Source organism: Streptomyces sp. NPDC002476 (assembly GCF_042889785.1).
Lineage (GTDB): Bacteria > Actinomycetota > Actinomycetes > Streptomycetales > Streptomycetaceae > Streptomyces.
Window position 1 is genome coordinate 151449 of the sequence record NZ_JBIARH010000012.1, and the last position, 26145, is coordinate 177593.

The 26145-nt window shown below is 71.9% G+C and carries 6 protein-coding genes; all 6 read left to right on the forward strand.

Going from position 1 to position 26145, the window contains the following annotated elements:
• Genes ACFYXM_RS16950 through ACFYXM_RS16975 form a run of 6 tightly spaced genes read left to right on the forward strand, consistent with a single transcriptional unit; the run spans position 1 to position 26117 of the window.
• A complete protein-coding gene (locus ACFYXM_RS16950) occupies positions 1-3966 on the forward strand; it encodes an amino acid adenylation domain-containing protein (protein WP_389289995.1) in 3966 nt (1321 codons plus the stop codon).
• The gene (locus ACFYXM_RS16955) at positions 3963-8657 is read left to right on the forward strand and encodes an amino acid adenylation domain-containing protein (RefSeq protein WP_389289997.1); all 4695 of its coding nucleotides are present in this window, start codon (positions 3963-3965) and stop codon (positions 8655-8657) included. Before ACFYXM_RS16950 ends, ACFYXM_RS16955 begins: the two co-directional genes overlap by 4 nt.
• Positions 8654-20932 carry an amino acid adenylation domain-containing protein gene (locus tag ACFYXM_RS16960; protein WP_389289999.1) on the forward strand — a complete coding sequence of 4093 codons (12279 nt, stop codon included), beginning with the start codon at positions 8654-8656 and terminating at the stop codon, positions 20930-20932. Before ACFYXM_RS16955 ends, ACFYXM_RS16960 begins: the two co-directional genes overlap by 4 nt.
• Complete coding sequence (locus ACFYXM_RS16965; protein WP_389290000.1) at positions 20929-24879, forward strand: amino acid adenylation domain-containing protein; 3951 nt, start codon at positions 20929-20931, stop codon at positions 24877-24879. The genes ACFYXM_RS16960 and ACFYXM_RS16965 overlap by 4 nt, the downstream gene beginning before the upstream one ends.
• 3 nt (positions 24880-24882) lie before the next feature.
• Positions 24883-25104: an MbtH family protein gene (locus ACFYXM_RS16970; protein WP_389290001.1), complete on the forward strand. Its 222-nt coding sequence runs from the start codon at positions 24883-24885 to the stop codon at positions 25102-25104.
• Positions 25101-26117 (forward strand): methyltransferase, encoded by a 1017-nt coding sequence (locus tag ACFYXM_RS16975; RefSeq protein ID WP_389290003.1) that lies wholly within the window; start codon positions 25101-25103, stop codon positions 26115-26117. The genes ACFYXM_RS16970 and ACFYXM_RS16975 overlap by 4 nt, the downstream gene beginning before the upstream one ends.
• The last annotated feature ends 28 nt before the right edge of the window (positions 26118-26145 follow it).

The window sequence follows — 26145 nt, forward strand, 5'->3', positions numbered from 1 at the left end:
GTGTCTTTGAACGCTGCCAATTTCGACGACCGTCGGCAGCCCGACTCGCTGTCCCTCACCGCGGCGCAGGAAGGCGTGTGGTTCGCCCAGCAAGTCGACGGCCCGGACAATCCCCTCTACAACGTGGGCGATCGGGTGGAGATCCGGGGAAAGCTGGACCTCACACGCTTCGAGGCGGCGGTGCGGCACACCGTTTCGTCGGTGGAAGCGCTGGCGGTCCGTCTGGTTCCCGAGGAGAGCGGCCCGCTGCAGGCCGTCGGGGAACCCACCGGCTGGAGCATGCCGCTGATCGACCTCAGCGGCGAGCAGGACCCGTCCGCCGCGGCCGAGGCGTGGCTGCGGGACGAGACCGCCCGGCCCTTCGACCTGGCGGGCCCCCGGCTGTTCCGGTTCACCTTGCTGCGGCTGGCGGACGACGTACACCTCTGGTGTCACCTCTACCATCACATCGCGCTGGACGGATTCAGCTTCGCTCTCATGCTCCGCCTGGTCTCGGAGAACTACGCGGCTTCGGGCGGCGCGGCACCCGAGGGGGCACCGGTCCCCCTGCCCCTGCGCCCGCTGGTCGACGCGGACGCCGCGTACCGGGACTCCGCGGAGCACGCGCGGGACCGGGAGTTCTGGACGGGGTACTTCGCGGACGGCTACGCGCCCACGGTCCTCGCCCGCCGGGCCGCGCCGGTGTCGCCCGCCTTCCTGCGCCACAGCACGGTGCTGCCCGCCCGCCTCGCCGACCGGCTGACCGCCGTCGCCGAGGAGCTCGGCACCTCCTGGACCCGGCTGCTCATCGCGGCGTTCGGCGCCCATCTGGCGCGTCTGACCGGGCGCGGGGACGCGCTGCTCACCCTTCCCGTCCACGGAAGGCGCGACGAGGTCAGCCGCGCCACACCGGGCATGCTCACCAACATGGTGCCGGTCCGGGTGACGGCACGGCCCGGTACGACCTTCCCGGAACTGGTCGGCCGTACCGCTCAGGACGTCCAGGAGGTGCTGCGTCACCAGCGCTACCGGAGTGAGGAACTGCGCCGCGACCTCGGACTGTCCAGTACCGGCATGCGGTTCTTCGGTCCCCTGCTCAACATCCAGGAGTTCGCCGACGAACCACGGGTCGGAGACCTCCCCGCCGTCGTCCGCAATCTGTCCAACGGCCCGGTCGAGGACCTCAGCGTCAATGTCTTCCGGTACCCCGGCGAGTTGCGCCTGGACATCGACGCGAACCCGGCCTCGTACAGCAGGGCCGAACTGGCCGGCCACTCCCGCCGCTTCATCACCCATCTCGAAGCGCTCCTGGCTCTGGCCCCGGACGAACCGATCGGCCGGATCGACCTGGTGACGGCGCGGGAGCGCGACCAGGTCCTGCGCGACTGGAACGACACCGCGCTCGATGTGCCGGAAGGGTCGGTCCCGGAGCGGGTCGCGGACCGTGCCGCCGCCGGCCCGGAGGCCATCGCGCTGGTCGCCGGCGGCACCACCCTCACCTACCAGGAGCTGGACAGCGCCGCCAACCGGCTGGCGCACGTCCTCGTCGCCCGGGGCGCCGGGCCCGGCCGGCTCGTCGCGCTCGCGCTGCCGCGCACCGCGGAGATGGTGACCACACTGCTCGCCGTCCTCAAGACCGGTGCGGCATATCTGCCGCTCGACCCGGAGTTCCCCACCCGGCGCATCGAACAGATGCTGACGGACGCCGACCCCGCGCTCCTGGTGACCACGGGAGCGACAGCCGCCGCGCTGCCCGAGCGGGCCGACCCTCTGCTTCTGGACGACGCCGACGTCCGTGCCGAGCTCGCCGCCGCGCCGGACACGGCGCCCCGGCCCGGCCCGCTCCCGCCGGCCCTGCCCGCCTACGTGCTCTACACCTCGGGTTCGACCGGCCGTCCCAAGGGGGTGGTGGTCTCCCGTGCCAACCTGGCCAACTTCCTGGCGGCCATGGCCGAGCGGATTCCCCTCACCCCGCAGGACCGGATGCTGGCCGTCACCACCGTCGGCTTCGACATCTGCGCGCTGGAGATCTTCCTCCCGTTGCTGGCCGGAGCACGGCTGGTCCTCGCGTCGGCCGACGAGGTCAGGCAGCCGACCGAACTGGCGGCCGCGCTGGCGCGGTCCGCCGCCACGGTGATGCAGGCCACGCCCACACTCTGGCGGGAACTGGTGACGCAGGCCCCTCGCAGCGTCGACGGGCTGCGGGTGCTGGTCGGCGGCGAGGCCCTGGAGGCGGAGCTGGCGGCCACGCTGGCCGGATCCGCGAAGAGCGTGCTCAATCTCTACGGCCCCACGGAAACCACGATCTGGTCGGCGGCGGCGGAGATACCGGCCGGAACGGACGCGCCCGTGACGATCGGCGGGCCGATCGGCAACACCCGGCTGTACGTCCTGGACGGTGGGCTGCGACCGACCCCCGTCGGCACGATCGGTGAGTTGTACATCGCCGGGCGGGGCATCGCCTCCCACTATCTCGGCCGACCGGGACGTACCGCGGAACGGTTCGTCGCCGACCCGTTCCACGGGGCGGGCGAGCGCATGTACCGCACCGGCGACCTGGTGCGCCGACGCGAAGACGGACGACTGGAGTTCTGCGGCCGGGCCGACGGTCAGGTGAAGGTCCGCGGATTCCGTATCGAACTGGGCGAGGTCGAATCCGCCCTGCTCAGGCACCCTTCCGTGGCCTCCGCCGCGGCCACGGTCGTGCGGGAGGCGGACGGGGCCGGGCGGCTGGTGGCGTACGTGGTCGCGGCCGGGACCGAGGACGGCGCCGCCGTCGACGCGGTCGAGCTGCGGCGGCACACGGCCAAGCTGGTGCCGGACTACATGGTGCCGACCACCATCGTGCCGCTGGACGCGCTGCCGCTGGCGGCCAACGGCAAGGTCGACCGCCGGGCACTGCCCGCTCCCCAGGCGGCCGCCGTGATCAGCGGCCGGGGGGCGCGGACCCCGCAGGAGGAGATCCTGTGCGGCCTGTTCGCGGAACTCCTCGACCTTCCCGCGGTCGGAATCGATGACGACTTCTTCGAACTCGGCGGCCACTCGCTGCTGGTCACCCGGCTGATCCGACGGACCAAGGAAACCCTCGGCAGCGACCTGAGCTTCCAGAGCGTGGTCAAATACCCCACCGTCGCGGAGCTGACACAGAGCCTCGGCATCGACACCAGCGACGAGGCGTTCGAGGTGATGCTCCAACTGCGCACCCGGGGCAACCAGTCACCGCTGTTCTGCGTGCACCCGATCGGCGGGCCGAGCTGGATCTATTCCGGCCTGATGAAGCACATCGACAGTGACCATCCGATCTACGGTCTGCAGCCGCGCGGCCTGGCCCGGCCGGAGAAACTGCCGTCGAGCATGGCGGAGATGGCCGCCGACTACCTGGAGCAGATACGCGCCGTCCAGCCCCGCGGCCCCTACCGCCTGCTGGGCTGGTCCTTCGGCGCCGTCGCGGCCCACGAGATGGCCGTACAGCTCCAGGAGCGCGGTGAGGAGGTCTCGCTGCTGAGTCTGATGGGCGAGTACCCCGCGGACACGGAGGACCACAAGATCCCCACCGCCCAGGAGTTCTTCGCGGCCGCCGTGCAGACAGCCGGCTACGACATGGCCGAGCTGGAGGGCAGGACCCTGGACGCCGCCTGGGTCGCCAAGGTGCTGCGTGAGGGGAACAGCCCGTACGCGCTCTTCGGCGAGTACAACCTGCTGGCCCTGATCGACATCTACAAGAACAACATCGTGCTCCTGCGCGAGCACCGGCCGCGGCCCTACCGGGGCAGCGTCCAGTACTTCCGGCCCGCGCTGGCGAGCCACGGCGAGCCCATGCCCGAGGACCACCGCGACGACATCTGGCCGCAGCACCTGACCGGCGAGCTGACCGTCCACCACGTCAACGCCCAGCACGAGCACATGTCGATGCCCGGCCCCCTGGGCGAGGTCGGCGTGGCGGTGGACCGGGCGCTGGATGCCCTGCGGACGAGCGGTGCGGCATGAGCGCGCCCGAGGAGATCCCGCTGTCGCCCGCCCAGCGGCGGATCTGGTTCATGGAGAAGCTGGAAGGCCCGAGCCCGACCTACCACATCCCGCTGGCCTTCCGGCTGAGCGGCGAACTCGACGCGGGCGCGTTGCGGACGGCCCTGGCCGATGTGGTCGAACGCCACGAGAGCCTCCGGACCGTGTTCCCGGAGGACGACGGCACGCCGCGTCAGCACGTGCTGCCGCCCGCCGCCTCGGCCGACGTCGGCTTCGAGGTCCGGGCCTCCGGTTCCGCATGGGCGCGGGAAGCGGTCGCCGCGGCCGGCCGGACCTTCGATCTCGGCGTGGACCTGCCGATCCGGGCCACTCTGTTCGAACTGGGCCCCTGCGAACGGGTGCTGCTCGTCCTCGTCCACCACATCGCGGCGGACGGCTGGTCGCTGGCGCCGCTGCTCCAGGACCTGTCGTCGGCGTACGCGGCCCGGTGCGCGGGGGCGCCGCCGTCATGGCCGGAGTTGCCGGTGCAGTACGCCGACTACACGCTGTGGCAGCAGGAGCTGCTGGGCGCCGACGACGATCCGGAGAGCCTGGCAGCCCTGCAGCTCGGCCACTGGACCAAGGCTCTCGACGGGCTGCCGGACCAGCTCGAGCTGCCCACCGACCGGCCGCGGCCCGCGGTCTCCAGCCACCGCGGCGACATGCTGAGGTTCACGGTCGGCCCGGAACTGCACCGCGCCGCCTCCCGGTTGGCGCAGCAGCACGGCGCGACGCTGTTCATGGTGTTCCACGCCGGGCTGGCCGCCCTGCTGTCGCGGCTCGGCGGGGGTACCGACATCCCCGTCGGTACCGCCGTGGCCGGCCGGACCGACGAGGCGCTGGACGACCTGGTGGGCCTGTTCGTCAACACCCTGGTCCTGCGGGCGGACACCTCGGGCAATCCCACGTTCACGGAACTGCTGCGCCAGGTCAGGTCGACCGACCTGGCCGCCTACGAGAACCAGGACGTGCCGTTCGAACGGCTGGTGGAGACGCTCGGTCCGGAGCGATCACTGTCCCGGCAGCCGTTGGCGCAGGTTCTGTTCACCGTGCAGAACGTGCCGGAATCCGTACTGGACCTGCCCGGGGTGACCGTGGCGGAGGAACCGGTGACGGTCGGCGCGGCCAAGTTCGACCTGTCCCTCATGCTGTACGAGCGGCACGACGAACGGGGCGCGCCGGACGGTTTGGACGGCCTCGTCGAGTTCAGCACGGACCTCTTCGAACCGGACACGGTGCGTACGCTCATGGAGCGTTGGGTCCGGCTCCTCGGCGAGGCGGTGGCACATCCCGACCGGCCGGTGGACGAGGCGGCTCTGCTCGGGCCGGAGGAGCACGACCGGATCCTCACCGCCTGGAGCGGCGCCGGAGCGCCGGCGCCGCACGCCTCGGACACACTCGGCCGGCGGTTCTCCGCGCAGGCGGCCCGTACCCCCGACGCGATCGCGGTGTCCGCGGCCGGAGTGCGTCTGACCTACCGGGAACTGGACCGCCGCAGCGACGCCCTGGCCCGCGAACTGGCGGAGCACGGGGTGTCGGCGGAGGTCCCCGTGGCCATGGCCATGGAGCGGTCCGCCGACCTGGTCGTGGCGACGCTGGCGGTCGTCAAGGCCGGCGGCGTGTACGTACCGCTGCACGCGACGTATCCGATCGAGCGGAAACGGTCGGTCCTCCGTGACTGCGGCGCGGTCCTCGTCCTCACCGACGAGGCGTCCCACCGGGAGGCGGCCGGGCTCGGCCTGCGCTGCATCACGGTCGGCGGTGCAGCGTCTTCGCCCGCAGCGGATCCGGACGCCCTGGAGGACGTCCCGCCCGGCCCGCGCGGAGACGTCCTGCCGGACCAGCTCGCCTTCGTCATGTACACCTCCGGCTCCACGGGAGCGCCCAAGGGCGTCGCGGTGACCCACCGCGCGGTCCTGGAGCTGGCGCTCGACCACCGGTGGCAGGACGGCACCCAGGAACGGGTCCTGCTGCGCTCGCCGCACGCCTTCGACGCGGCCACCTACGAGCTGTGGGTGCCGCTGCTCGGCGGCGGCCAGGTCGTGGTGGCTCCCGCGGGCGAGCTGGACGTGGCCGAACTCGAAAGGGTGATCACCGAGGAGCGTGTGACCTCGGTCTTCCTGACCACTGCCCTGTTCAACCTGATGGTGGACGAGTGCCCGGCGTGCTTCGGCGGGGTGCGCACCGTACTGACCGGCGGCGAGTTCGTCTCCCCCGCCGCGATGCAGAAGGTCCTCGACGGCTGCCCGGACACCGTGGTCGCGCATATGTACGGCCCCACGGAGACGACCACCTTCGCGACCGGCCACTCCATGCGCGCTCCCCACCGGGTGCGCCCGGACACGGTGCCGATCGGCCGCCCGCTGGACGGCACCCGCGCGTACGTGCTGGACGGCGCACTGCGCCCGGTGCCGCCGCAGGTCGCGGGAGAGCTGTACCTGGCGGGAACGGGCCAGGCCCGCGGGTATCTGGCGCTGCCGGGCATGACCGCGGAACGGTTCGTCGCCGACCCGTTCGGCCCGCCGGGCGAGCGCATGTACCGTACCGGCGACCTGGTGCGCTGGGACGCCGACGGGAACATCGAGTTCGTCGGACGCACCGACCACCAGGTCAAGATCCGCGGTTTCCGTATCGAGCTGGGCGAGATCGAGGCCGCCGCCGCCCGCCACCCCGGTGTGGCCCAGACGAAGGTCGTCGTACGCCAGGACCGGCCCGGAACCAAGCAACTCGTCTGCTACGTCGTGCCCACCACGGGCACGGACATCGATCCGGTCGCCGTGCGCGGGCGGCTGGCCGCGGAGCTGCCCGACTACATGGTGCCGGCCGCCTTCGTCACCCTCGACAGGCTGCCGCTCACCCCCAACGGGAAGGTCGACCACCGGGCCCTGCCAGCACCGGAGTTCGACTCTCCCGAGGACGGCCGGGCGCCGCGAACCCGGATGGAAGAGACTCTCTGCACGCTGTTCGCCGAGGTGCTCGGGCTGCCGCGGGCCTGGGCGGACTCCAGCTTCTTCGACCTCGGTGGCGACAGCATCATGTCGATCCAGCTCGTCAGTCGCGCCCGCCGAGCGGGGGTGGTGATCACACCACGAGAAGTGTTCCAGCACCCCACGGTCGCCGCCCTGGCCGCTGTCGCACGCCAGGCGAACCGGGAGGCCGCACCCGACATCCCCGCCGACGACGCCACGGGAGCCGTCCCGCTGACTCCTATCGTGCACTGGCTGCGCGAGGTCGGCGGTCCGGTCGACACCTTCCACCAGTCGATGCTGGTCCAGGTGCCCGCCGATGCCGGAACGGAGTCGCTCGGCGCCGCGCTGCGGACCGTCCTGGACCACCACGCCGTCCTGCGTTCCCGGTTGGCACGCACGGAGCGGGGCTGGAGCTGGACGGTGCCCGCCGATTCCGGCCCCGCGCCGTCGTCCCCGCCGCCGCTGCGGCGTGCCGATGCCCTGGGCCTGGACGACGCGCGGCTCGCCGAGCTGATCGCGTCCGAGCGGGAGCGCGCCCGGACCCGGCTGGACCCGTGGCACGGACCCCTGCTCCAGGCCGTCTGGTTCGACCGGGGGCGGACGCTGCCGGGGAGGCTCCTGCTGCTGATCCACCACTTGGTGGTGGACGGTGTCTCCTGGCGCATTCTGCTGCCCGACCTGGCCGCCGCCTGGCGTGCCGCGGCCACCGGCGCGGCACCGCGGCTCGCTCCCCCCACGATGTCGTTCCGGCGCTGGGCCACGACGCTCGCCGAAAACGCGACAGACGCCCGGCGGCTGGCGGAGCTGCCCTACTGGGAGGGCGTACTCGCGCCTGCGGACCAGCCTCTCGCCGACCGCCCGCTCTCCTGCGAGCTCGACACGTACGGCACCACCCGGCGGCTGACGACGCGGCTGGAGCCCGGAAGGACCGCCCCGCTGCTGACCACCGTGCCGGCGGCCTACTACGGCCGGGTCAACGACGTGCTGCTGACCGCGTTCGTCCTGGCCGTCGCCGAATGGCGGCGCCGCGAGGGCCGCGGCACGGGGAGTCCGGTGCTGTTCGACATGGAGGGGCACGGCCGGGAGCAGATCGGCGAGGCCGTCGACCTGTCCCGCACGGTCGGCTGGTTCACCAGCATGTTCCCCGTCCGGCTCGACCCCGGCGATGTGCGGTGGGACGACTTCGCCGCCGGCGGACCGAGCACGGGAACGGCCATCAAACGGGTCAAGGAGCAACTGCGCGAACTCCCCGACAACGGGATCGGCTTCGGGCAGCTCCGCTACCTCAACCCGTCGACCGGCGCCGTCCTGGCGAAGGCCCGCCGCCCGCAGATCGCCTTCAACTACCTGGGGCGGTTCGATGCGGGCGAGGGCGCGGACTGGGCGCTGGTTCCGCAGCCGGACGCGTTCAGCGGTGGCGAGGACGACGCGCGTCCGATGGCCCACGTGCTGGAGCTGAACGCGGTCACCTTGGACGGTCCCGACGGCGCCCGGCTGACCGCGCACTGGTCCTGGCCCGAGGGGCTGCTGACGGAGAGATCGGTCCAGGAGCTGGCCGGACTGTGGTCGGACGCCCTGACCGCTCTGACGACACATGTCGAACGCAAGGGCGCGGGTGGCCACACCCCGTCGGATCTCACGCTCGTATCACTCAGCCAGGGCGAGATCGACAGCCTCGAAGCCGCTTGGAGGACACGACGATGACGCAGTCGAGGCTGGCGGACGTCCTGCCGCTCACTCCGCTGCAGGAGGGCATGCTCTTCCACGCCCTCTACGACGACGAGCACGCTCCGGACCTCTACAACGTTCAGCTGATCTTCGACCTGGAAGGGGCCCTGGACGCGAACGCCCTGCGTACGGCCCTGAACGGGCTGCTGCGCCGGCACACCAACCTCCGAGCGGCGTTCTGGCACGAGAACGTGCGCCAGCCGGTGCAGGTGATCCCGGACGAGGCCGAAGTGCCCTGGCGGGCCCTCGACCTGACGGACCTGGGCGAGGACGAGCGACGGGCCGCGCTGGACGAGTTGCTGGACGCCGACCACGCACGCCGCTTCGACCTGGCCGACCCGCCACTGATCCGGGCGGCCCTGGTCCGGACGGCACCGGAACGCCACCGATTCGTCCTCACCCATCACCACGCGCTGCTGGACGGCTGGTCACTGCCCCTGCTGATCCAGGAGTTGCTCGCGCTCTACGAGCACCGCGGCGACGACCGCGAGCTGCCCCCGGTCACGCCGTACCGGAACTACCTGTCCTGGCTGGCAGGGCAGGACAGGACCACGGCACTCGAACGGTGGGGGGCCGTGCTCGACGGCGTCGAGGAGCCCACCCTGCTGGCCCCCCGGGCCGACGACCAGCGCCCGGAGGCCCCCGGGCAGGTGCGCTTCGAACTGTCCGAGGAGACCACCGCACGTCTGGGTGAGCAGGCCCGGCGGCACGGCCTGACAGTCAACACGCTGGTGCAGGCGGCCTGGGGAGTGCTGCTGAGCCGTCTCACCGGCCGCGACGACGTGGTCTTCGGCGCCACCGTCTCGGGCCGCCCCGCGGAGCTGCCCGGCGTCGAGTCGATCATCGGGCTCTTCATCAACACGGTTCCCCTGCGGGTCGCGCCGCGCGCCGCGGACAGCCTGGTGGAGCTGTGCGCCCGGATCCAGGACCAGCAGTCCGGCCTGATGGAGTTCCAGCACGTCAGCCTCGCCGAACTGCAGTCGGCCGCGGGCGGTTCCCTGTTCGACACGGTCCTGGTCTTCGAGAACTATCCCCTGGACCGGGCCGACCTCCCCTCCGCGCCGGGGTTGCGCATCACGGGCATCGACAGCCGTGACGCCACCCACTACGCGGTGACGCTCGCCGTCATCCCCGGACCCCGGATGAGCTTCCGGCTCAACCACCGCCCCGAGTTGTTCGGCCGCGAGGAGGCCGAAGTGCTGGCGGCGCGGCTCGTCAGGCTTCTGGACGCGTCGGCCGCGGACCCGTCGCGACCGGTCGGCACCCTCGACATCCTCGACCCGCAGGAACGCGTCCGGCTGCTCGAAGGCCTGAACGACACGGCCCGTCCGGCACCGTGGCAGGCGGATTCGGTGCAGGACGCCTTCGCGGCACAGGTCGCGCGCACCCCGGACGCGATCGCGGTCGGCGCCGAGGGCGAACGGCTCACGTTCGCCGCACTGGACCGCCGCGCGGACCGCTTGGCGCGCCGTCTGGCCGCTCTCGGCGTCGGTGCCGAGACCCCCGTGGCCGTGCTCCAGGAACGCTCGGTCGCCCAGGTCGTCTCGACCCTGGCGGTCCTGAAGGCCGGCGGGACCTACGTACCGCTGCACAGCGCCCTGCCCGCCGACCGCATGGAGTCGGTCCTGCGGGAGACCGGGGCACGGGTCCTGCTGACGGACCGGGCGATGCGGGAGCGGCACGTCCTCACCCACACCGCGCACACCGTCGTCGTGGACGACGTCCCGGAGTCCGGAACGGCCGAGGAGGAAGGCGCCGGGGACGGACCGGGGGCGAACGGCGGTCCTCGGAAGCCGCTGCGGGCCTCCGCCCCCGGACAGCTGGCGTACATCATGTACACCTCGGGCTCGACGGGTGCGCCGAAGGCCATCGGGATCACCCACCAGGACGTGCTGAGCCTGGCATTCGACCGCTGCTGGCGCGCGGGTCCCGACGAGCGGGTCCTGCTCCACTCGCAGTACGCCTTCGACATCTCGACGTACGAACTGTGGGTCCCACTGCTCTCCGGGGGCCGGATCGTGGTCGCGCCCCCCGGCGACCTGGACGTCCACACCTATGTCCGGCTCCTCGCCGACGAACGGATCACCTGCTTCATGGTGACGGCCGGGCTCTTCGGCCTGCTCGCGGAGGAGCGCCCGGAGTGCTTCGCAGGCGTCCGCGAGGTGTGGACCGGCGGCGATCTGGTGTCCACCGTCGCGCTGGAGCGGGTGCGGCATCACTGCCCGGGCACCGCCCTCAGGCATCTGTACGGTCCGACCGAGACGACGCTCGGCGCCACCCATCACGCCGTGGACGGGGGCCGTCCCGTCCAGCCGCCCCTGCCGATCGGCCGGCCTCTGGACCATATGCGTGCCTACGTGCTGAGTTCCGGTCTCCAGCCGGTTCCGGTCGGTGCCGTCGGCGAGCTGTATCTCGCGGGTGCCGGCATGGCACGGGGCTACCTCGGCCGACCGGGTGCCACCGCCGAGCGCTTCACCGCCGACCCGTTCGGTCCGGCGGGGTCACGGATGTACCGCACCGGCGACCTCGCCCGATGGCGGCCCGACGGGGAACTGGAGTTCCTCGGCCGTGCCGACGATCAGGTCAAGATCCGCGGCTTCCGCATCGAGCCCGGGGAGATCGAGGCCGCGCTCGCCCGGTTCTCACAGGTGAGCCGGGCCTCGGTGATCGTCCGGGAAGACCGGCCCGGGGACAGGCGGCTCGTGGCGTACGTCGTGGCCGCCCCGGACGCCCGGCTCGACACCGCGGCGCTGCGCGACGGGCTGACCCGGGTGCTGCCCGGCTACATGGTGCCGTCGGCCTTCGTGGTCCTCGGTGAAATCCCGCTCACGCCCAACGGCAAGGTCGACCGCAGGGCGCTGCCCTCCCCCACCACCGCGAGCACCGGCGGACGCGCGCCGCGCGACTCCGGGGAGGAAGCGCTGTGCGCGGCGTTCGCCGAGGTGCTCGGCCTGCCGGCCGTGAGCATCGACGACGACTTCTTCGACCTGGGCGGGCACTCGTTGCTGGCGACCCGCCTGGTCAGCCGCATCCGGTCCCTCCTCGGCGTCGAACTGACGATCCGCACACTGTTCCGGGCCAGGACCGTCGCCCGGCTCTCCCCCGCGCTCCAGGAGGCGTCCGGGCGGGACGGCCGTCCGCCCCTGGTGCCCGTGCCCAGGCCGGAGCGGATTCCGCTGTCCTTCGCGCAGAGCAGGCTGTGGTTCCTGCACCGCTTGGAGGGGCCGAGCCCCACATACAACATCGTCCGGGGGCTGCGTCTCAGCGGTCCGCTCGACCAGGCGGCTCTCGGCGCCGCGCTCGCCGATGTGGTGGAGCGGCACGAGGTGCTGCGCACGGTGTTCTCCGAGACGGGCGGTGTCGCGAGCCAGCGGGTGCTCGACGCGGCCGTCGCCCGGCCGTCGCTGCGGGTCGTCACGGCCTCGGCGGAGGAGTTCGACACGTCCTTCGCCGCCGCCGCCCGCTACGCCTTCGACCTGAGTACCGAAACGCCCCTGCGCGCGACGCTGTTCGTCCTGGGCCCGGAGGAACACGTACTCCTGCTGCTGCTGCACCACATCGCGGGTGACGGCTGGTCGATGCGTCCGCTCGGTGACGATCTCGCCGAGGCGTACACGGCACGGCTCGCGGACCGCGAACCGTCCTGGTCGCCCCTGCGCGTGCAGTACACGGACTACACGCTGTGGCAGCGCGGGATGCTGGGCTCGGAGACAGATCCGGACAGCGTCGTCTCCCGGCAACTGGACTTCTGGCGCACCGCTCTGGCGGACCTGCCCGAGCAGATCTCGCTGCCCGCGGACCGCGCCCGGCCGAGCGAGGCGAGCTACGCCGGCGACGAGGTGGGCGTGCGGATCCCGCCGGCTCTGCACCGCCGGCTGACCGAACTGGCCAGGAACGCCGAGGCCAGCCTGTTCATGGTGCTGCAGGCGGGGCTGGCCGCGGTGCTGAGCCGGCTGGGCTCGGGCACCGACATCCCCATCGGCAGCCCGATCGCGGGCCGGACCGACGAAGGTCTGGACGACCTCATCGGCTTCTTCGTCAACACCCTGGTCCTGCGTACGGACGTATCGGGCGACCCGACCTTCCGCGAACTGCTCCACCGGGTCAGGGAGACGGACCTGGCGGCCTACGCGAACCAGGACATCCCCTTCGAGCGGCTGGTGGAAGTCCTCAACCCGGAGCGGTCCCTGGCCAGGCAGCCGCTGTTCCAGGTACTGCTGGCGCTGCAGAACGTGCCGCCGGCCGAACGGGAGCCGGCCGGGCTGGAGACCGAAGTGATCTCTGTCGGCGCGGGTGTCGCCAAATTCGACTTCTCCGTCGCCCTGGTGGAGAACCGGGACGCGTCCGGCGAGCCCGCGGGCCTCAGCGGAGTGGTCGAATACAACACCGACATCTTCGACTCCGGCACTGTCGAGACGCTCATGGAGCGTCTCGAACGCCTGCTGCAGGGAGCCGTCACCGCCCCGGACCGCCCCCTCTCGGAGATCGAGCTGCTGGCCCCCGACGAGCACCGCAGGCTGACCTCGGGAGGCGCTGACGCACGGCCGGAGCTCATCGGGTCCACCCTCGTGGACCTGTTCGAGCGGCAGGTCACCCGGACGCCCGACGCGACGGCCCTGGTCTTCGGGGAGAGCGCGCTGACGTACCGGCAGTTGAACGCGCGGGCCAACCGGCTCGCGCACTGGCTGAACCGGCGGGGCGTCGGGCCCGAGTCACTGGTGGCCCTGCGGATGCCGCGCTCGATCGATCTGGTCGTCGGAGTGCTGGGCACCTGGCGGGCCGGGGCCGGCTATGTGCCGGTCGATCCCTCGTACCCGTCGGACCGGATCGACTACATACTGGACGACGCCCGCCCGGCGTGTGTCCTGGAAGCGCTGCCGGACGGTCTCGACCGCTTCCCCGACAGCGCGCCGCACCGCCGGGCCGAGCCCGGCAACGTCGCCTACGCGATCTACACCTCGGGCTCCACCGGCCGTCCCAAGGGCGTCCTGGCCACCCACACCGGTGTGCACAGCCTCGTCACCGCCCAGCGGGAACGCCTGGGGGTCGGGGCCGGAAGCCGCGTGCTCCAGTTCGCCTCCCCGAGCTTCGACGCGGCGTTCTGGGAGATCTGCATGGCTCTGCTCTCCGGTGCCACGCTCGTGCTGGCCCCGGCCGACCGGCTGCTGCCCGGACCGGCCCTCGCCGAACTGGCGCACAGCCACGCCCTGACGCACATCACCCTGCCGCCCTCGGCCCTGGCCGTGCTGCCCGACGACGCCCTCCCGGCGGACACCACTCTGGTCGTCGCGGGCGAGGCGTGCCCTCCCGACCTCGTCGCCCGCTGGTCGGCCGGCCGGCGCATGGTGAACGCCTACGGCCCGACCGAGGCGACCGTCTGCGCGACCATGAGCGCACCGTTGCGAGGGGCTGTCACGCCCTCCATCGGCACCTCCGTCGTCAACGCCGGCGCCTACGTGCTCGACGACCGCCTCCGGCCCGTACCGCCGGGCGTGACGGGCGAGTTGTACCTGACGGGTGCCGGTCTGGCGCGCGGCTATCTCGACCGCCCCGGCCTGACCGGAGAACGGTTCGTGGCCGACCCCTTCGGCCCCGCCGGTACGCGCATGTACCGAACGGGTGACATCGCCCGCCTGCGTGCCGACGGCGACCTCGAATTCCTCGGCCGGGCCGACGACCAGGTCAAGATCAACGGTTTCCGGATCGAACCGGGTGAGATCGAAGCCGTGCTGGCCGCGCATCCCCGGGTGGGACAGGTGGCCGTGATCCCCCGTCCCGACCACCGCGGTGACAACCGGCTGGTCGCCTACGTCGTCCCCGACAGTGCCGCCGGCACCGGCGACCAGGACGGCGAGAAGAGCCGGAAGCAGGTCGGCGACTGGCGGCTGGCCTTCGAGTCGCAGTACGCGGAGCCCGGATCCGACGCGTACGGAGAGGACTTCGCCGGCTGGAACAGCAGCTACGACGGACGGCCCATCCCGCTGGAGGAGATGCGGGAATGGCGTGCCGCCGCGGTGGAGCGCGTCCGGGAGCTGGAGCCGCGCAACGTGCTGGAGATAGGTGCCGGCAGCGGCCTGATCCTTTCCCAGGTGGCCCCGGACTGTGACGCGTACTGGGGCACCGACCTGTCGTCCGCGGCCGTCACCGCGCTGGAGGCCCGGATCGCCGCCCGCCCGGAACTGGCCGGGCGGGTCACCCTGAGCGCCCGGCCCGCGGACGACATGAGCGGGCTGCCGACCGGATTCTTCGACACGATCATCCTGAACTCGGTGGTCCAGTACTTCCCCGACGCCGCCTACCTCGAGAAGGTGCTGGCCCAAGCCGTCGGCCTGCTCGCCCCCGGCGGCTCGGTCTTCCTCGGCGACATCCGCAACCTGCGCCTGCTGCGCGGTCTCCGCGCGGCGGTCGAACTGCACCGCCATGACGGGAGGACCGACACCACCGAGGTCCGCGGCGCGGTCGAGGAGGGTGTCCTGGCCGAGGAGGAGCTCCTCGTCGACCCGGACTTCTTCGCCTCCCTGCCCGCCCGCCTCGACGGACTGGCCTGGGCCGATGTCCGGGTCAAACGCGCCCGTCACCACAACGAACTGTCCCGGCACCGCTACGACGTCGTCCTGCGCAAGACGTCGGCCGGCCCGGCGGAGACCTCCCCGCCGTCCGCCGCGATCGCATCCGCCACCTGGGGCGTCGACATCGCCGGCCTCGACGCGCTGGAGGCGCGGTTGGCTGCGAGCGGACCGGCCCGGCTGCGTGTCACCGGTGTGCCCAACGCCCGCCTCGCCGCCGAGATGGCAGCCCTGGGGCTGCTCGACGCGGGCCGTGCGCCGAACGACGCGCGGAGCGCGCTGTCGACGGCGCCGGACCCGGCCCACTGTCCGGACCCGGAGGAGTTCTGGTCGCTCGGCGAGCGGCTGGGCCTGCGTACCGACATCACCTGGACCGGAGGCGGCACCGAGGGCGAACTCGACGTCGTCTTCACCGGTCCGGCCCGCCCGGCCGGGACCCCGTACACCCTGCTGTACGAGCCGGGCACGACGGGCGGAACCTCGCGGGCCCTCACCAACGACCCGGTCAGCTCGCTGGGCACCGTCTCGCTGACCGCGGCGCTCCGCGCTCATCTGGCGGAACGGCTGCCCGGGTACCTCGTCCCGTCCGCCTTCGTGCTGGTGGACCACTTCCCGGTCACACCGAACGGAAAGATCGACCGGAAGGCGCTGCCCGAGCCGGACTTCGCCGCCCTGCTCACCAGCCGGGCGCCTCGCACCCCCACCGAAGAAGTCCTGTGCGAGCTGTTCGCCGATGTGCTCGGCCTGCCGTCGGTGGGCATCGACGACGGCTTCTTCCAGCTCGGCGGGCACTCCCTGCTGGCGACCCGGCTGCTCAGCCGGATCCGCAGCGCTCTGGGAGCCGAGTTGCAGGTGCGGCACGTCTTCGAGGCGCCCACGCCGGCCGGGCTGTCCCGGCTGGTGGACCGTACGGCGCGCAGCGGACGTCCTGCGCTGACCGCGGGCGAACGCCCCGAGATCCTCCCCCTGTCGTTCGCGCAGCAGCGGCTGTGGTTCCTCGCCCAGTTGGAAGGCCCCAGCGCGGTCTACAACTTCCCGCTGGCCCTGCGGCTCCGCGGCCGGCTGGATCAGTCCGCGCTCCGCGCGGCGGTGGCCGACGTGGTGCACCGTCACGAGAGCCTGCGCACCGTCTTCCCCGAGGACGGCGGGCACGTGCGCCAGGACATCCTGCCGGACGTCGTTCCGGAGTTCGATGTCGTCCCGTGCGTGGAGAGCGAACTGACCGCCCGGCTCACCGCGGTGGTCCGCCACGAGTTCGATCTGACGAGGGAACCGGCGCTGCGGACCACTCTGTTCACCCTGGACGCGACCGACCACGTGCTGGTCCTCGTGCTGCACCACATCGCGGGTGACGGCTGGTCGCTGGCACCGCTCGCCAGGGATCTGGCGACGGCGTACGCGGCGCGACGGGACGGCAGGGAGCCGGGCTGGTCGCCGCTGCCCGTCCAGTACGCGGACTTCGCGCTGTGGCAGCGCGAACTCCTGGGTGACGACCGTGATCCAGCCGGCCTGGCCGCTCGGCAGACCGACCACTGGAAGCGGGTGCTCTCCGGGCTGCCCGACGAGATCCGATTGCCGGCCGACCGGCCGCGCCCGGCCGTCCCCACCCATCTGGGCGGTCGCGTACCGGTGCGCGTGGCGGCCGCTTCGCACGCTCGGCTGGCGACGCTGGCCCGCGAGCGGCAGACCACCATGTTCATGGTCCTGCACGCTGCTCTCGCCGCGCTGCTCACCCGGTTCGGCGCCGGCGAGGACATCGCCATCGGCAGCCCGGTCGCGGGGCGTACGGACGCCGCGCTCGATGACCTCGTCGGCTTCTTCGTCAACACCCTGGTGCTGCGCACCGACACCTCCGGCAACCCTACGTTCCGGGAGTTGCTGGACCGCGTACGAGAGGGCGACCTCGCGGCGTACGCCTCCCAGGAGGTGCCCTTCGAACGTCTGGTGGAAGCGCTCAACCCCGAGCGCTCACTCGCCCGGCAGCCGCTGTTCCAGGTCATGCTCGCCCTGCAGAACACACCGGGCGCCGAACTGAGCCTGCCCGGGCTGACCCTGTCCGTCGAGGAGATCCCGGTGGATCTCGCACGGTTCGACCTGACGCTCCACCTGCACGAGACGCGGGGCGCCGACGGGGAGGCGCGGGGCATCGAGGGAGTCGTCGAGTACAGCGCGGAGCTCTTCGACCGTGCCACCGCGGAGGGTCTCGCGGAGGGCTTCGTACGGCTGCTGGAAGCCGTCGCCGACGATCCCGGCCTGCCGGTCGGCGAGATCGGCCTTCTCGGCCCCGCGCAGCGCACGCTCGTCCTGGACGAGTGGGGCGGCCGGAGACAGTCCGCCCCGGCCGCGTCGACGGCCACGATCGGAGAGCGCTTCGCGGAGCAGGCCGGCCGTACCCCCGACGCGACGGCGCTGACCATGGACGGCGCGCATCTGACCTATCGCGAACTGGACGAGCGGGCGAACCGGCTGGCGCGGCTGCTCATCGACAGGGGTGTCGGTCCGGAGACGGTCGTCGCGCTCCTGCTGCCGCGTTCGGCCCGGACCGTGATCGCGGTGCTGGCGGTGCTCAAGGCGGGCGGCGTCTATCTTCCGCTGGATCCCTCCCACCCCGCGCGGCGACTGGCGTTCGCGATCGAGGACACACGCCCCGTTCTCGCGCTGGCCACGGCAGAGACCGCGTCCGCGCTGCCCGCGGACCTCGAAGTGATCGAACTCGACGAGTCCGGGGAGTCCTACGCGGCCCACCCGGGCCACGGCATCGCGGACGACGAGCGAACCGCGCCGCTGACCCCCGACAACGCCGCGTACATCATCTACACCTCCGGCTCGACCGGGACGCCGAAGGGTGTGGTGGTCTCCCACCGCAATGTCATGCGGCTGTTCTCCGCGGCGGCCGGGACGATGTCCTACGGCCCCTCCGACGTGTGGACGCTCTTCCACTCCTACGCCTTCGACTTCTCCGTATGGGAGTTGTGGGGTCCCCTGCTGCACGGCGGGCGGCTCGTGGTCGTACCGCACGACGTCAGCCGGTCCCCCGAGGAATTCCTGGATCTGCTCGTCGCCGAACGAGTCACCGTACTGAGCCAGACGCCCTCGGCCTTCAACCTGCTGATGGAGGCGGACCGCAGCGCCTCCCGGCAGCAGGGACGCCTCGCCCTGCGCTATGTGGTCTTCGGCGGCGAGGCGCTGGAGCCCCGGCGGCTGGAGGGCTGGTTCGAACGGCACGGTGAGAGCGCCCCCGTCCTGGTCAACATGTACGGAATCACCGAGACGACGGTGCACGTCACCCAGCACGCGCTGAACCGCGCGAGCACCCTGCCGTCCGTGGGCAGCCCCATCGGGCGCGGTCTGGCCGACCTGCGGGTCTACCTGCTCGACAGGACGATGCGGCCGGTGCCCCCGTCCGTGACCGCCGAGATGTACGTGGCGGGCGCGGGCGTGACCCGCGGCTACCTCGGCCGCCCGGGACTGACCGCCGAGCGGTTCGTGGCCGATCCGTACGGAGAGCCCGGCAGCCGGATGTACCGCACCGGGGACCTCGCCAGATGGCGGGCCGACGGAACGCTGGAATACCTGGGCCGCGCCGACCAGCAGGTCAAGGTACGTGGCCACCGCATCGAACTCGGCGAGATCGAAGCGGTACTGGCGGAGCATCCCGACGTGGCGCAGGCCGCGGCGGCCACCCGCGCGGACCGGCACGGGAATCAGCGGCTGACCGCCTATGTCGTGCCCCGGGCAGGTGCACACACGGACCTGACGGCGCTCCGCCGGCTCGTGGCGTCGCGGCTGCCCGACTACATGGTTCCCTCCGCGCTGATGGCGGTGGAACACCTGCCGCTGACACCGAACGGAAAACTCGACCGCGCGGCGCTGCCCGCTCCGGACCTCGACACGCTGACCACCTCGCGCGGACCGGACACGGAGACGGAGACGCTCCTGTGCCAGGTCTTCGCGGAGGTGCTCGGGCTCACGCAGGTCGGCGTGGACGACAGCTTCTTCGAACTCGGCGGCGACAGCATCACCTCCATCCAGCTCGTCGGCACATGCCGGCGAGCGGGCCTGACCCTCAGCGTGCGCGACGTCTTCGAGCACCGGACCATCAGGTCGCTCGCCGAGGCGGTGGCGGCCCGGGCCGCGGATGGTCCCGGCGCCGTCGTCTCCCTGGCGGGTGTGGGCCCGCTGCCCGCGACACCGATCATCCACTGGTTGCGCGAACGCGGCGGCCCAGTGAACCGCTTCAGCCAGTCGGTGGTGCTGCGGGTGCCCGCCGGCCTCCGCGAGGCCGATCTCGCCGGAGCGCTGCAAGCCGTACTGGACCACCACGACGTGCTGCGCACCACGCTGACGTCCGGCGCGGGCGGTGCGTGGACGCTCGACGTACCGGAGCCGGGCTCCACCGCCGCCCGCGAACTCCTGCGCAGGGTGGTCACCGGCGGAGACGACGGACCGGGCGTGCGGTCGGTGGTGGACGAGCACGTCGCCGCCGCGGCCGACCGGCTGGATCCCGGCCGCGGCGTGATGGTCCAGGCCGTCTGGTTCGATGCCGGGGCGGTCCGACCGGGGCGGCTCGCGCTGGTCCTGCACCACTTGGTCGTCGACGCGGTCTCCTGGCGCATTCTGCTCCCCGACCTCGCCATGGCCTGGAAGTCCGTCTCCTCCGGCGCCGCACCCGAACTCGACGCCGTCGGCACCTCGTTCCGGCACTGGGCCGATCTGCTCGACCGGCAGGGGACGAGCGGGGCACGGCGGCGGGAGCTTCCCTTCTGGACCGAGCAGCTCACCGGTCCCGATCCGCTCCTGACCGACCGGCCCGTGGACCCGGAACGCGACACGGAGGCCACCACCCGGCACCTGGCCGCGGAGCTGCCCCCGGAGCTGACCGACCCCCTGCTGACCACCGTCCCCGCGGCGTTTCACGCCGAGGTCAACGACGTCCTGGTCGCATCGCTCACGGTAGCCCTCGCCGAGTGGCGCGCCCGGCGCACCGGCGAGGAGTCCGGCGAGGTGGTCATCGACATGGAGGGCCACGGCCGCGAGGAGGCCGACCACGGCGTGGACCTGGTCCGTACCGTCGGCTGGTTCACCACCCTCCACCCCGTCCGCATCGATGTCGGCCGACTCGACCGGAACGACGAGCGGGAGGGCGGTTCCGCTCTCGACCGAGCGATCATGCGGACCAAGGAACAGCTCCGTGCGGTTCCCGACCGCGGGCTCGGGTTCGGGGTGCTGCGCCACCTCGACCCGGAGGCCGCCGAGACGCTGGCGCGGCTCGCGGCCCCCCAGGTGGGGTTCAACTACCTCGGGCGGTTCGGCTCGGCACCGGCCGACGACGCCGGGAGCGAATGGAACATCTCCGCCGAGGCCGGATCGCTCCGCGGCTTCGCGGACGACCGGCTCCCCGTGGCGCACGGCCTCGAAGTCACCGCACTGGTCCGTGACGAGGCGTCCGGCCCCCGGCTGGTGATGAGTCTGACCTGGGCGGACGGCTTGTTGGCCGAATCCGGGGCGCAGGGACTGCTCGACGGCTGGGTCCAGGTCCTCCAGGCGTTCGCCGAGCACACCCGGCACGCGTACCGGGGCCGGCACACACCCTCCGACCTGACCCTGACCGGACTGTCCCAGGACGACATCGACGCGTTCGAGGACGACCTGGACGAGCTGGACGACTGGGAGGACGCGGAATGAGCACCTCACACGTGGACGACGTCCTGCCGCTGTCGCCGCTGCAGGAAGGACTGCTCTTCCACACGCTGCTCGCCGAGCGGGGTACGGAGATCTACAACGTGCAGCTGGTTCTGGAGCTGCGCCACCGCGTGGAGCCCTCGATCCTGCGCGCGGCAGTGACCGAACTGCTCCACCGGCACCCGAATCTGCGCGGCGGCTTCCGCTACAGCAAGGCCAACCAACCGGTCCAGGTCGTGCCGCGCACAGTCAAGCTGCCCTGGTCGGAGATCGATCTGAGCGACCGGGAGCCGCAGGCGCGCGACGCCGAACTCGGCCGGCTCAAGGACGAGGACCGCGTCCGCCGGTTCACCCCCGCGCGGCCACCCCTGCTGCGCTGCACCCTGGTGCGGCTGGCCGCCGAGCGGTTCCAGCTCGTGGTCACCTACCACCACATGCTCTTCGACGGCTGGTCGGTGCCGCTGGTGGTCCGGGATCTGCTGGCGTTGTACGCCGCACACGCAGACGCGTCAGGACTCCCTCCGGCGGCCCCCTACCGCGATTACCTGAAGTGGCTGGCCCGGACGGACCGGGACGCGGCGGAACGAGCCTGGCGCGAGGCACTGGCGGGGCTGGAGGAGCCCACCCTGATGGCCTCGCCCGACCCCCTGCGCGTTCCCGAACTGCCCGCCACGTTCTCCGTCGAGCTCTCCGAGGAGACCACCGACCGCCTCGTGACGGCCGGCCGGGAGGCCGGACTGACGCTGAACACGGTCGTCCAAGGCGCGTGGGCCGTGCTGCTGGGCCGTCACACGGGGCGCGACGACATCGTGTTCGGATCCATCGTGTCCGGACGTCCTCCCGAAGTCGCCCGCATCGAGGACATGGTGGGCCTGTTCATCAACGCGCTCCCCGTACGGATGCGGCTGCGTCCGGACGAAAAGCTGAGCGACTCCCTCCGGCGCACGCAGAACGAGCAGGGCCGGCTGGCCGAGCACCAGCACCTCCCGCTGGGCGAGTTGCACAGGCTCTCCGGACTGCGCGAGCTCTTCGACACCCTGGTGGTGTTCGAGAGCTACCCGGTGGACCGCTCGGCGCTCGAAGCCCAGGCGGACCGGTCGGGCGCCACCGTCCTGGAGGTGACGGACTCCACGCACTACCCGCTCACGCTCACCGTGATACCCGGCGAGCGCCTGAGACTGGTCATCAGTTGCCGGAGCGATCTGTTCCCGGAGCCGACGGCTCTCGCCCTGCGCCGTCAACTGGGCGACGTCCTGGAGGAGTTCGCGACCGGCCTGCAACGGCCCGCGGCGGCCTACGATCCGCTGCCCCGCGCGGAACGCCACCGTCTGCTGCACAGCTGGAACGACACCGCGCACCCGGTGCCGGACACCGGACTCGTCGAACGCTTCGAGGACCAGGTGGCACGGACACCGGATGCCGAGGCAGTGGTGTTCGAGGGACGGCGGCTCTCCTACGCGGAGTTCGACGCCCGGGTGAACCGTCTGGCACATCTGCTGCGGGAGCAGGGCGCCGGCCCCGGTCGGATCGTCGCGCTGGCGCTGCCCCGGTCGGCCGAGCTCGTGGTCGCGGTCTGGGCCGTGCTCAAGTCGGGTGCCGCCTACCTCCCGCTCGACCCGGACCACCCGGCCGAGCGGCTCGCCCAGATCCTGGCCGAGGCGGACCCCGTCGCGCTGGTGACGCGGTCCGGGGGCGACGCCCGGTTCGGCGGCGACGTACCCCGGGTCGCGGTGGAGACCGCGGAGAGGACGCTCCGCCCCGACGGCACCCCGTGGGACGGGGCACCTTCGCGAGGTGTCCTGCCCGCCCACCCGGCCTATCTGATCTACACCTCGGGCTCCACCGGCACGCCGAAGGGCGTCCTGGTGAGCCATCAGGGGATCACGAACAGGCTGCGCTGGATGCAGGACACCTACCGGCTGCGCGCCGACGACCGGGTGCTCCAGAAGACCCCCGCCGGCTTCGACGTGTCGGTGTGGGAATTCCTGTGGCCCCTCACCGAGGGCGCGACGCTCGTCGTGGCCAGGCCGGACGGCCACCGGGATCCCCGTTACCTGGCCGAGCTGATGCGGACGGAGCGGGTGACGACGGCGCACTTCGTCCCTTCGATGTTGCGGGTCTTCCTCGACGAACCGTCGGCCGCCGGGTGCACCACGCTGCGCAGGGTGATCTGCAGCGGCGAAGCCCTCACCGCCGACCTCGTCAACCGCTTCGCGGCCGTGCTGGACGTGCCGCTGCACAACCTCTACGGCCCCACCGAGGCATCGATCGACGTCACGTCCTGGACCTGTGCCCCGGGCCCCGAGGACCAGGTCGTCCCCATCGGCCACCCGGTGTGGAACACCCGGGCCCATGTACTGGACGCCGCGCTGCGGCCCACACCGGTCGGTGTGACGGGTGAGCTCTACCTGGCGGGTGTTCAGCTCGCCCGCGGCTATCTGAATCGGCCGGACCACACCGCGGAGCGCTTCGTCGCCGATCCCTTCGGCCTCCCGGGCTCCCGGATGTACCGTACGGGCGATCTGGCCCGCCGACGGCAGGACGGCGCCCTGGAGTTCGCCGGCCGGGCCGACGACCAGGTCAAGATCAGGGGCGTACGCGTCGAGCCGGGCGAGATCGGCGCGGTGCTCGCGGCCCATCCCGCGGTGGCGGGCGCGGCCGTCGTGGTCCGCGAGGACCGGCCGGGACATCAGCGGCTGGTGGCCTACGTCGTCCTTGCCGGCGAGGGCGAACCGGACTCGGCCGAACTGCGCGCGCACGCGTCGGCGCACCTGCCCCACGCCATGGTTCCGGCCGTCTTCGTGCCGGTCGAGGCACTGCCTCTGACTCCGAACGGCAAACTCGACCGGCGGGCGCTGCCCCCGCCGCCCGCTCCCGAGGCGGTGCGGGGCCGCGCTCCGCGCTCGCCCCAGGAGGAGATCCTCACCGAACTCTTCGCCGAGGTGCTCGGTCTGCCCGTGGTCGGAGTGGACGACGACTTCTTCGAACTGGGCGGACACTCGCTGCTGGCCGCCCGGCTGGCCGGCCGGATCCGGGAGGTCCTGGGACGGGCCGCGGTCCAGGACCTGTTCCGGGCACCCACCGTGGCACGGCTCGCCGAACGGCTCGGAGTCGAGAGCCCCGCCCCGGACGGCGACACGCTCCTTCCGCTCCGGGCCTCCGGAAAGCGCCCCCCGCTGTTCTGCATGCCTCCCGCGGGTGGCCTGAGCTGGTGCTACGCCGGCCTGCTCAGGCACATCGACGCGGAGCACCCCGTGTACGGCCTCCAGGTGTCCCCGTCGAGCGGCACGGACCCGCTGCCGGCGTCGATGGCACGACTGGCCGAGGACTTCGTGGCCGAGATCCGGAGCGTCCGGCCGAGCGGTCCGTACCACCTGCTGGGCTGGTCCTTCGGGGGTGTCCTCGCGCACGCCGTCGCCACGACGCTGGAGGCCCAGGGGGAAGAGGTCGCGCTACTGGCGGTCCTGGACGCCTATCCGCGGATCGAGGGGGCCGCCGATCACCTGCCCGACGCCGCGGCCGTGTACAACGGCCTGCTGGCGCAACTCGGCCACGACCAGGCGGAACCGGGCAGCCGTCCGATGGACGTCGACCTGGCCAAGGACCTCCTCCGGGAGACCGGGAGCGCCCTGTCCCACCTGGAGCGGAACAGGCTCTCCGGAATGGTGGACGTCTTCCGGAACAATTTCCGCCTCCAGCATGCCGGCCACACCCCCGGTGTCTTCTCCGGCGACCTGCTCTTCTTCTCCGCAGCCCTCGACAAGGTTCCGGGCGGACCCGACGCCCGGGACTGGCAACCACACGTCCGAGGCCGCGTCACCGAGCATCCGATCGCGTGTACGCACGGCTCGATGACTCAGCGCGATCCCCTGGCCGAGATCGGCAGAACCGTTTCCCGGACGCTTCGCCACCTCCACACGCGCCACCGCGGCGCCGACAGAAAGAAGTGAACGATGACCAACCCGTTCGAAGACCCCGAGGGCACCTACTTCGTGCTCGTCAACGAAGAGGGCCAGCACTCGTTGTGGCCGAGCTTCGTCGAGGTGCCGGCCGGCTGGACAGTCGTGCACGGCGCGGACTCCCGCGACGCGTGCGTCGAGTACATCAACACGAACTGGGCCGACATGCGGCCCAAGCACCTGATCGAGTCGATGGCTGAATCCGGGCTCCGATGACCGACCGCGTCCCCGAAATCCTTCTCGCCGACTACCTGTCACTCGTAGACGACAGTTGCGTCGCGATCCTGCCGCACCTGATACGGCTGGCCGCGGAGCTCGACCTCGCGGAAGTCATCGCGGACGGCCCACGCGACGTCGAGGAGATCGCCGCGTCCGTCGGCGCCGACACCGACGCCCTGCACCGCCTCCTGCGCGCCCTGGCCACCGTCGGCATGGTCGAAGAAGCCGACAGCCGCTCGTTCGCGCTGACACCCACCGGCCGGCGACTTCGTGACAGTGCCGAGAACAGCGTGCGCGCGTCGGTGCTCAACACCGACTCGCAGCTCGCCTGGCTGCGGGGCATGGACACGATCCGCACCGGGCGTTCCGTGTTCGACCAGACGCACGGCGGGGAGTTCTTCACGCACAAGAACACCGACGACGCCGCCAATCGGGAGTTCCTGCTCCGGATGCGGGAGCGCACGAACCGTCTCTACTCCCAGTTCGCCGAAAGCTTCGACTGGCGGGACTCCCGTGTCGTCATGGACATCGGCGGGGGAGACGGTTTTCTGCTCGACCGCGTCCTGCACGCGGCGAGCCACCTGAGCGGAATCCTGTTCGACCGGCCGGCAACGATCGAACTGGTCGCCAGGGGCGAGCAACCGTACCGGGCCGGCCGGCCGTTCCGCCTCGAACAGGGTGATTTCTTCAGCTCCCTGCCCGACGGCGCCGACACCCATCTCCTCTGCAGTGTGCTGCACGACTGGGACGATGAGCAGTCCGTGCGGATCCTGCGGAACAGCGCGTCGGCGCTCGCCGACGGCGGACGTCTGCTCATCGTCGAAATGGTCGTACCGGAAGACGGAAGCTGGCACCCGAGCTACTGGAGCGACATCGGAATGATGGTGCTCACCGGCGGCCGCGAACGCACCTCGGACGAATTCGAGTACCTGCTCAAGAAGGCCGACTACTCACTCTCGTCGATCCATCCGATTCCCGGTTCTTATTTCTCGGTGCTGGAAGCGCGGTAGCGGCCGGGACGCCAACCCGAAGGAGAAC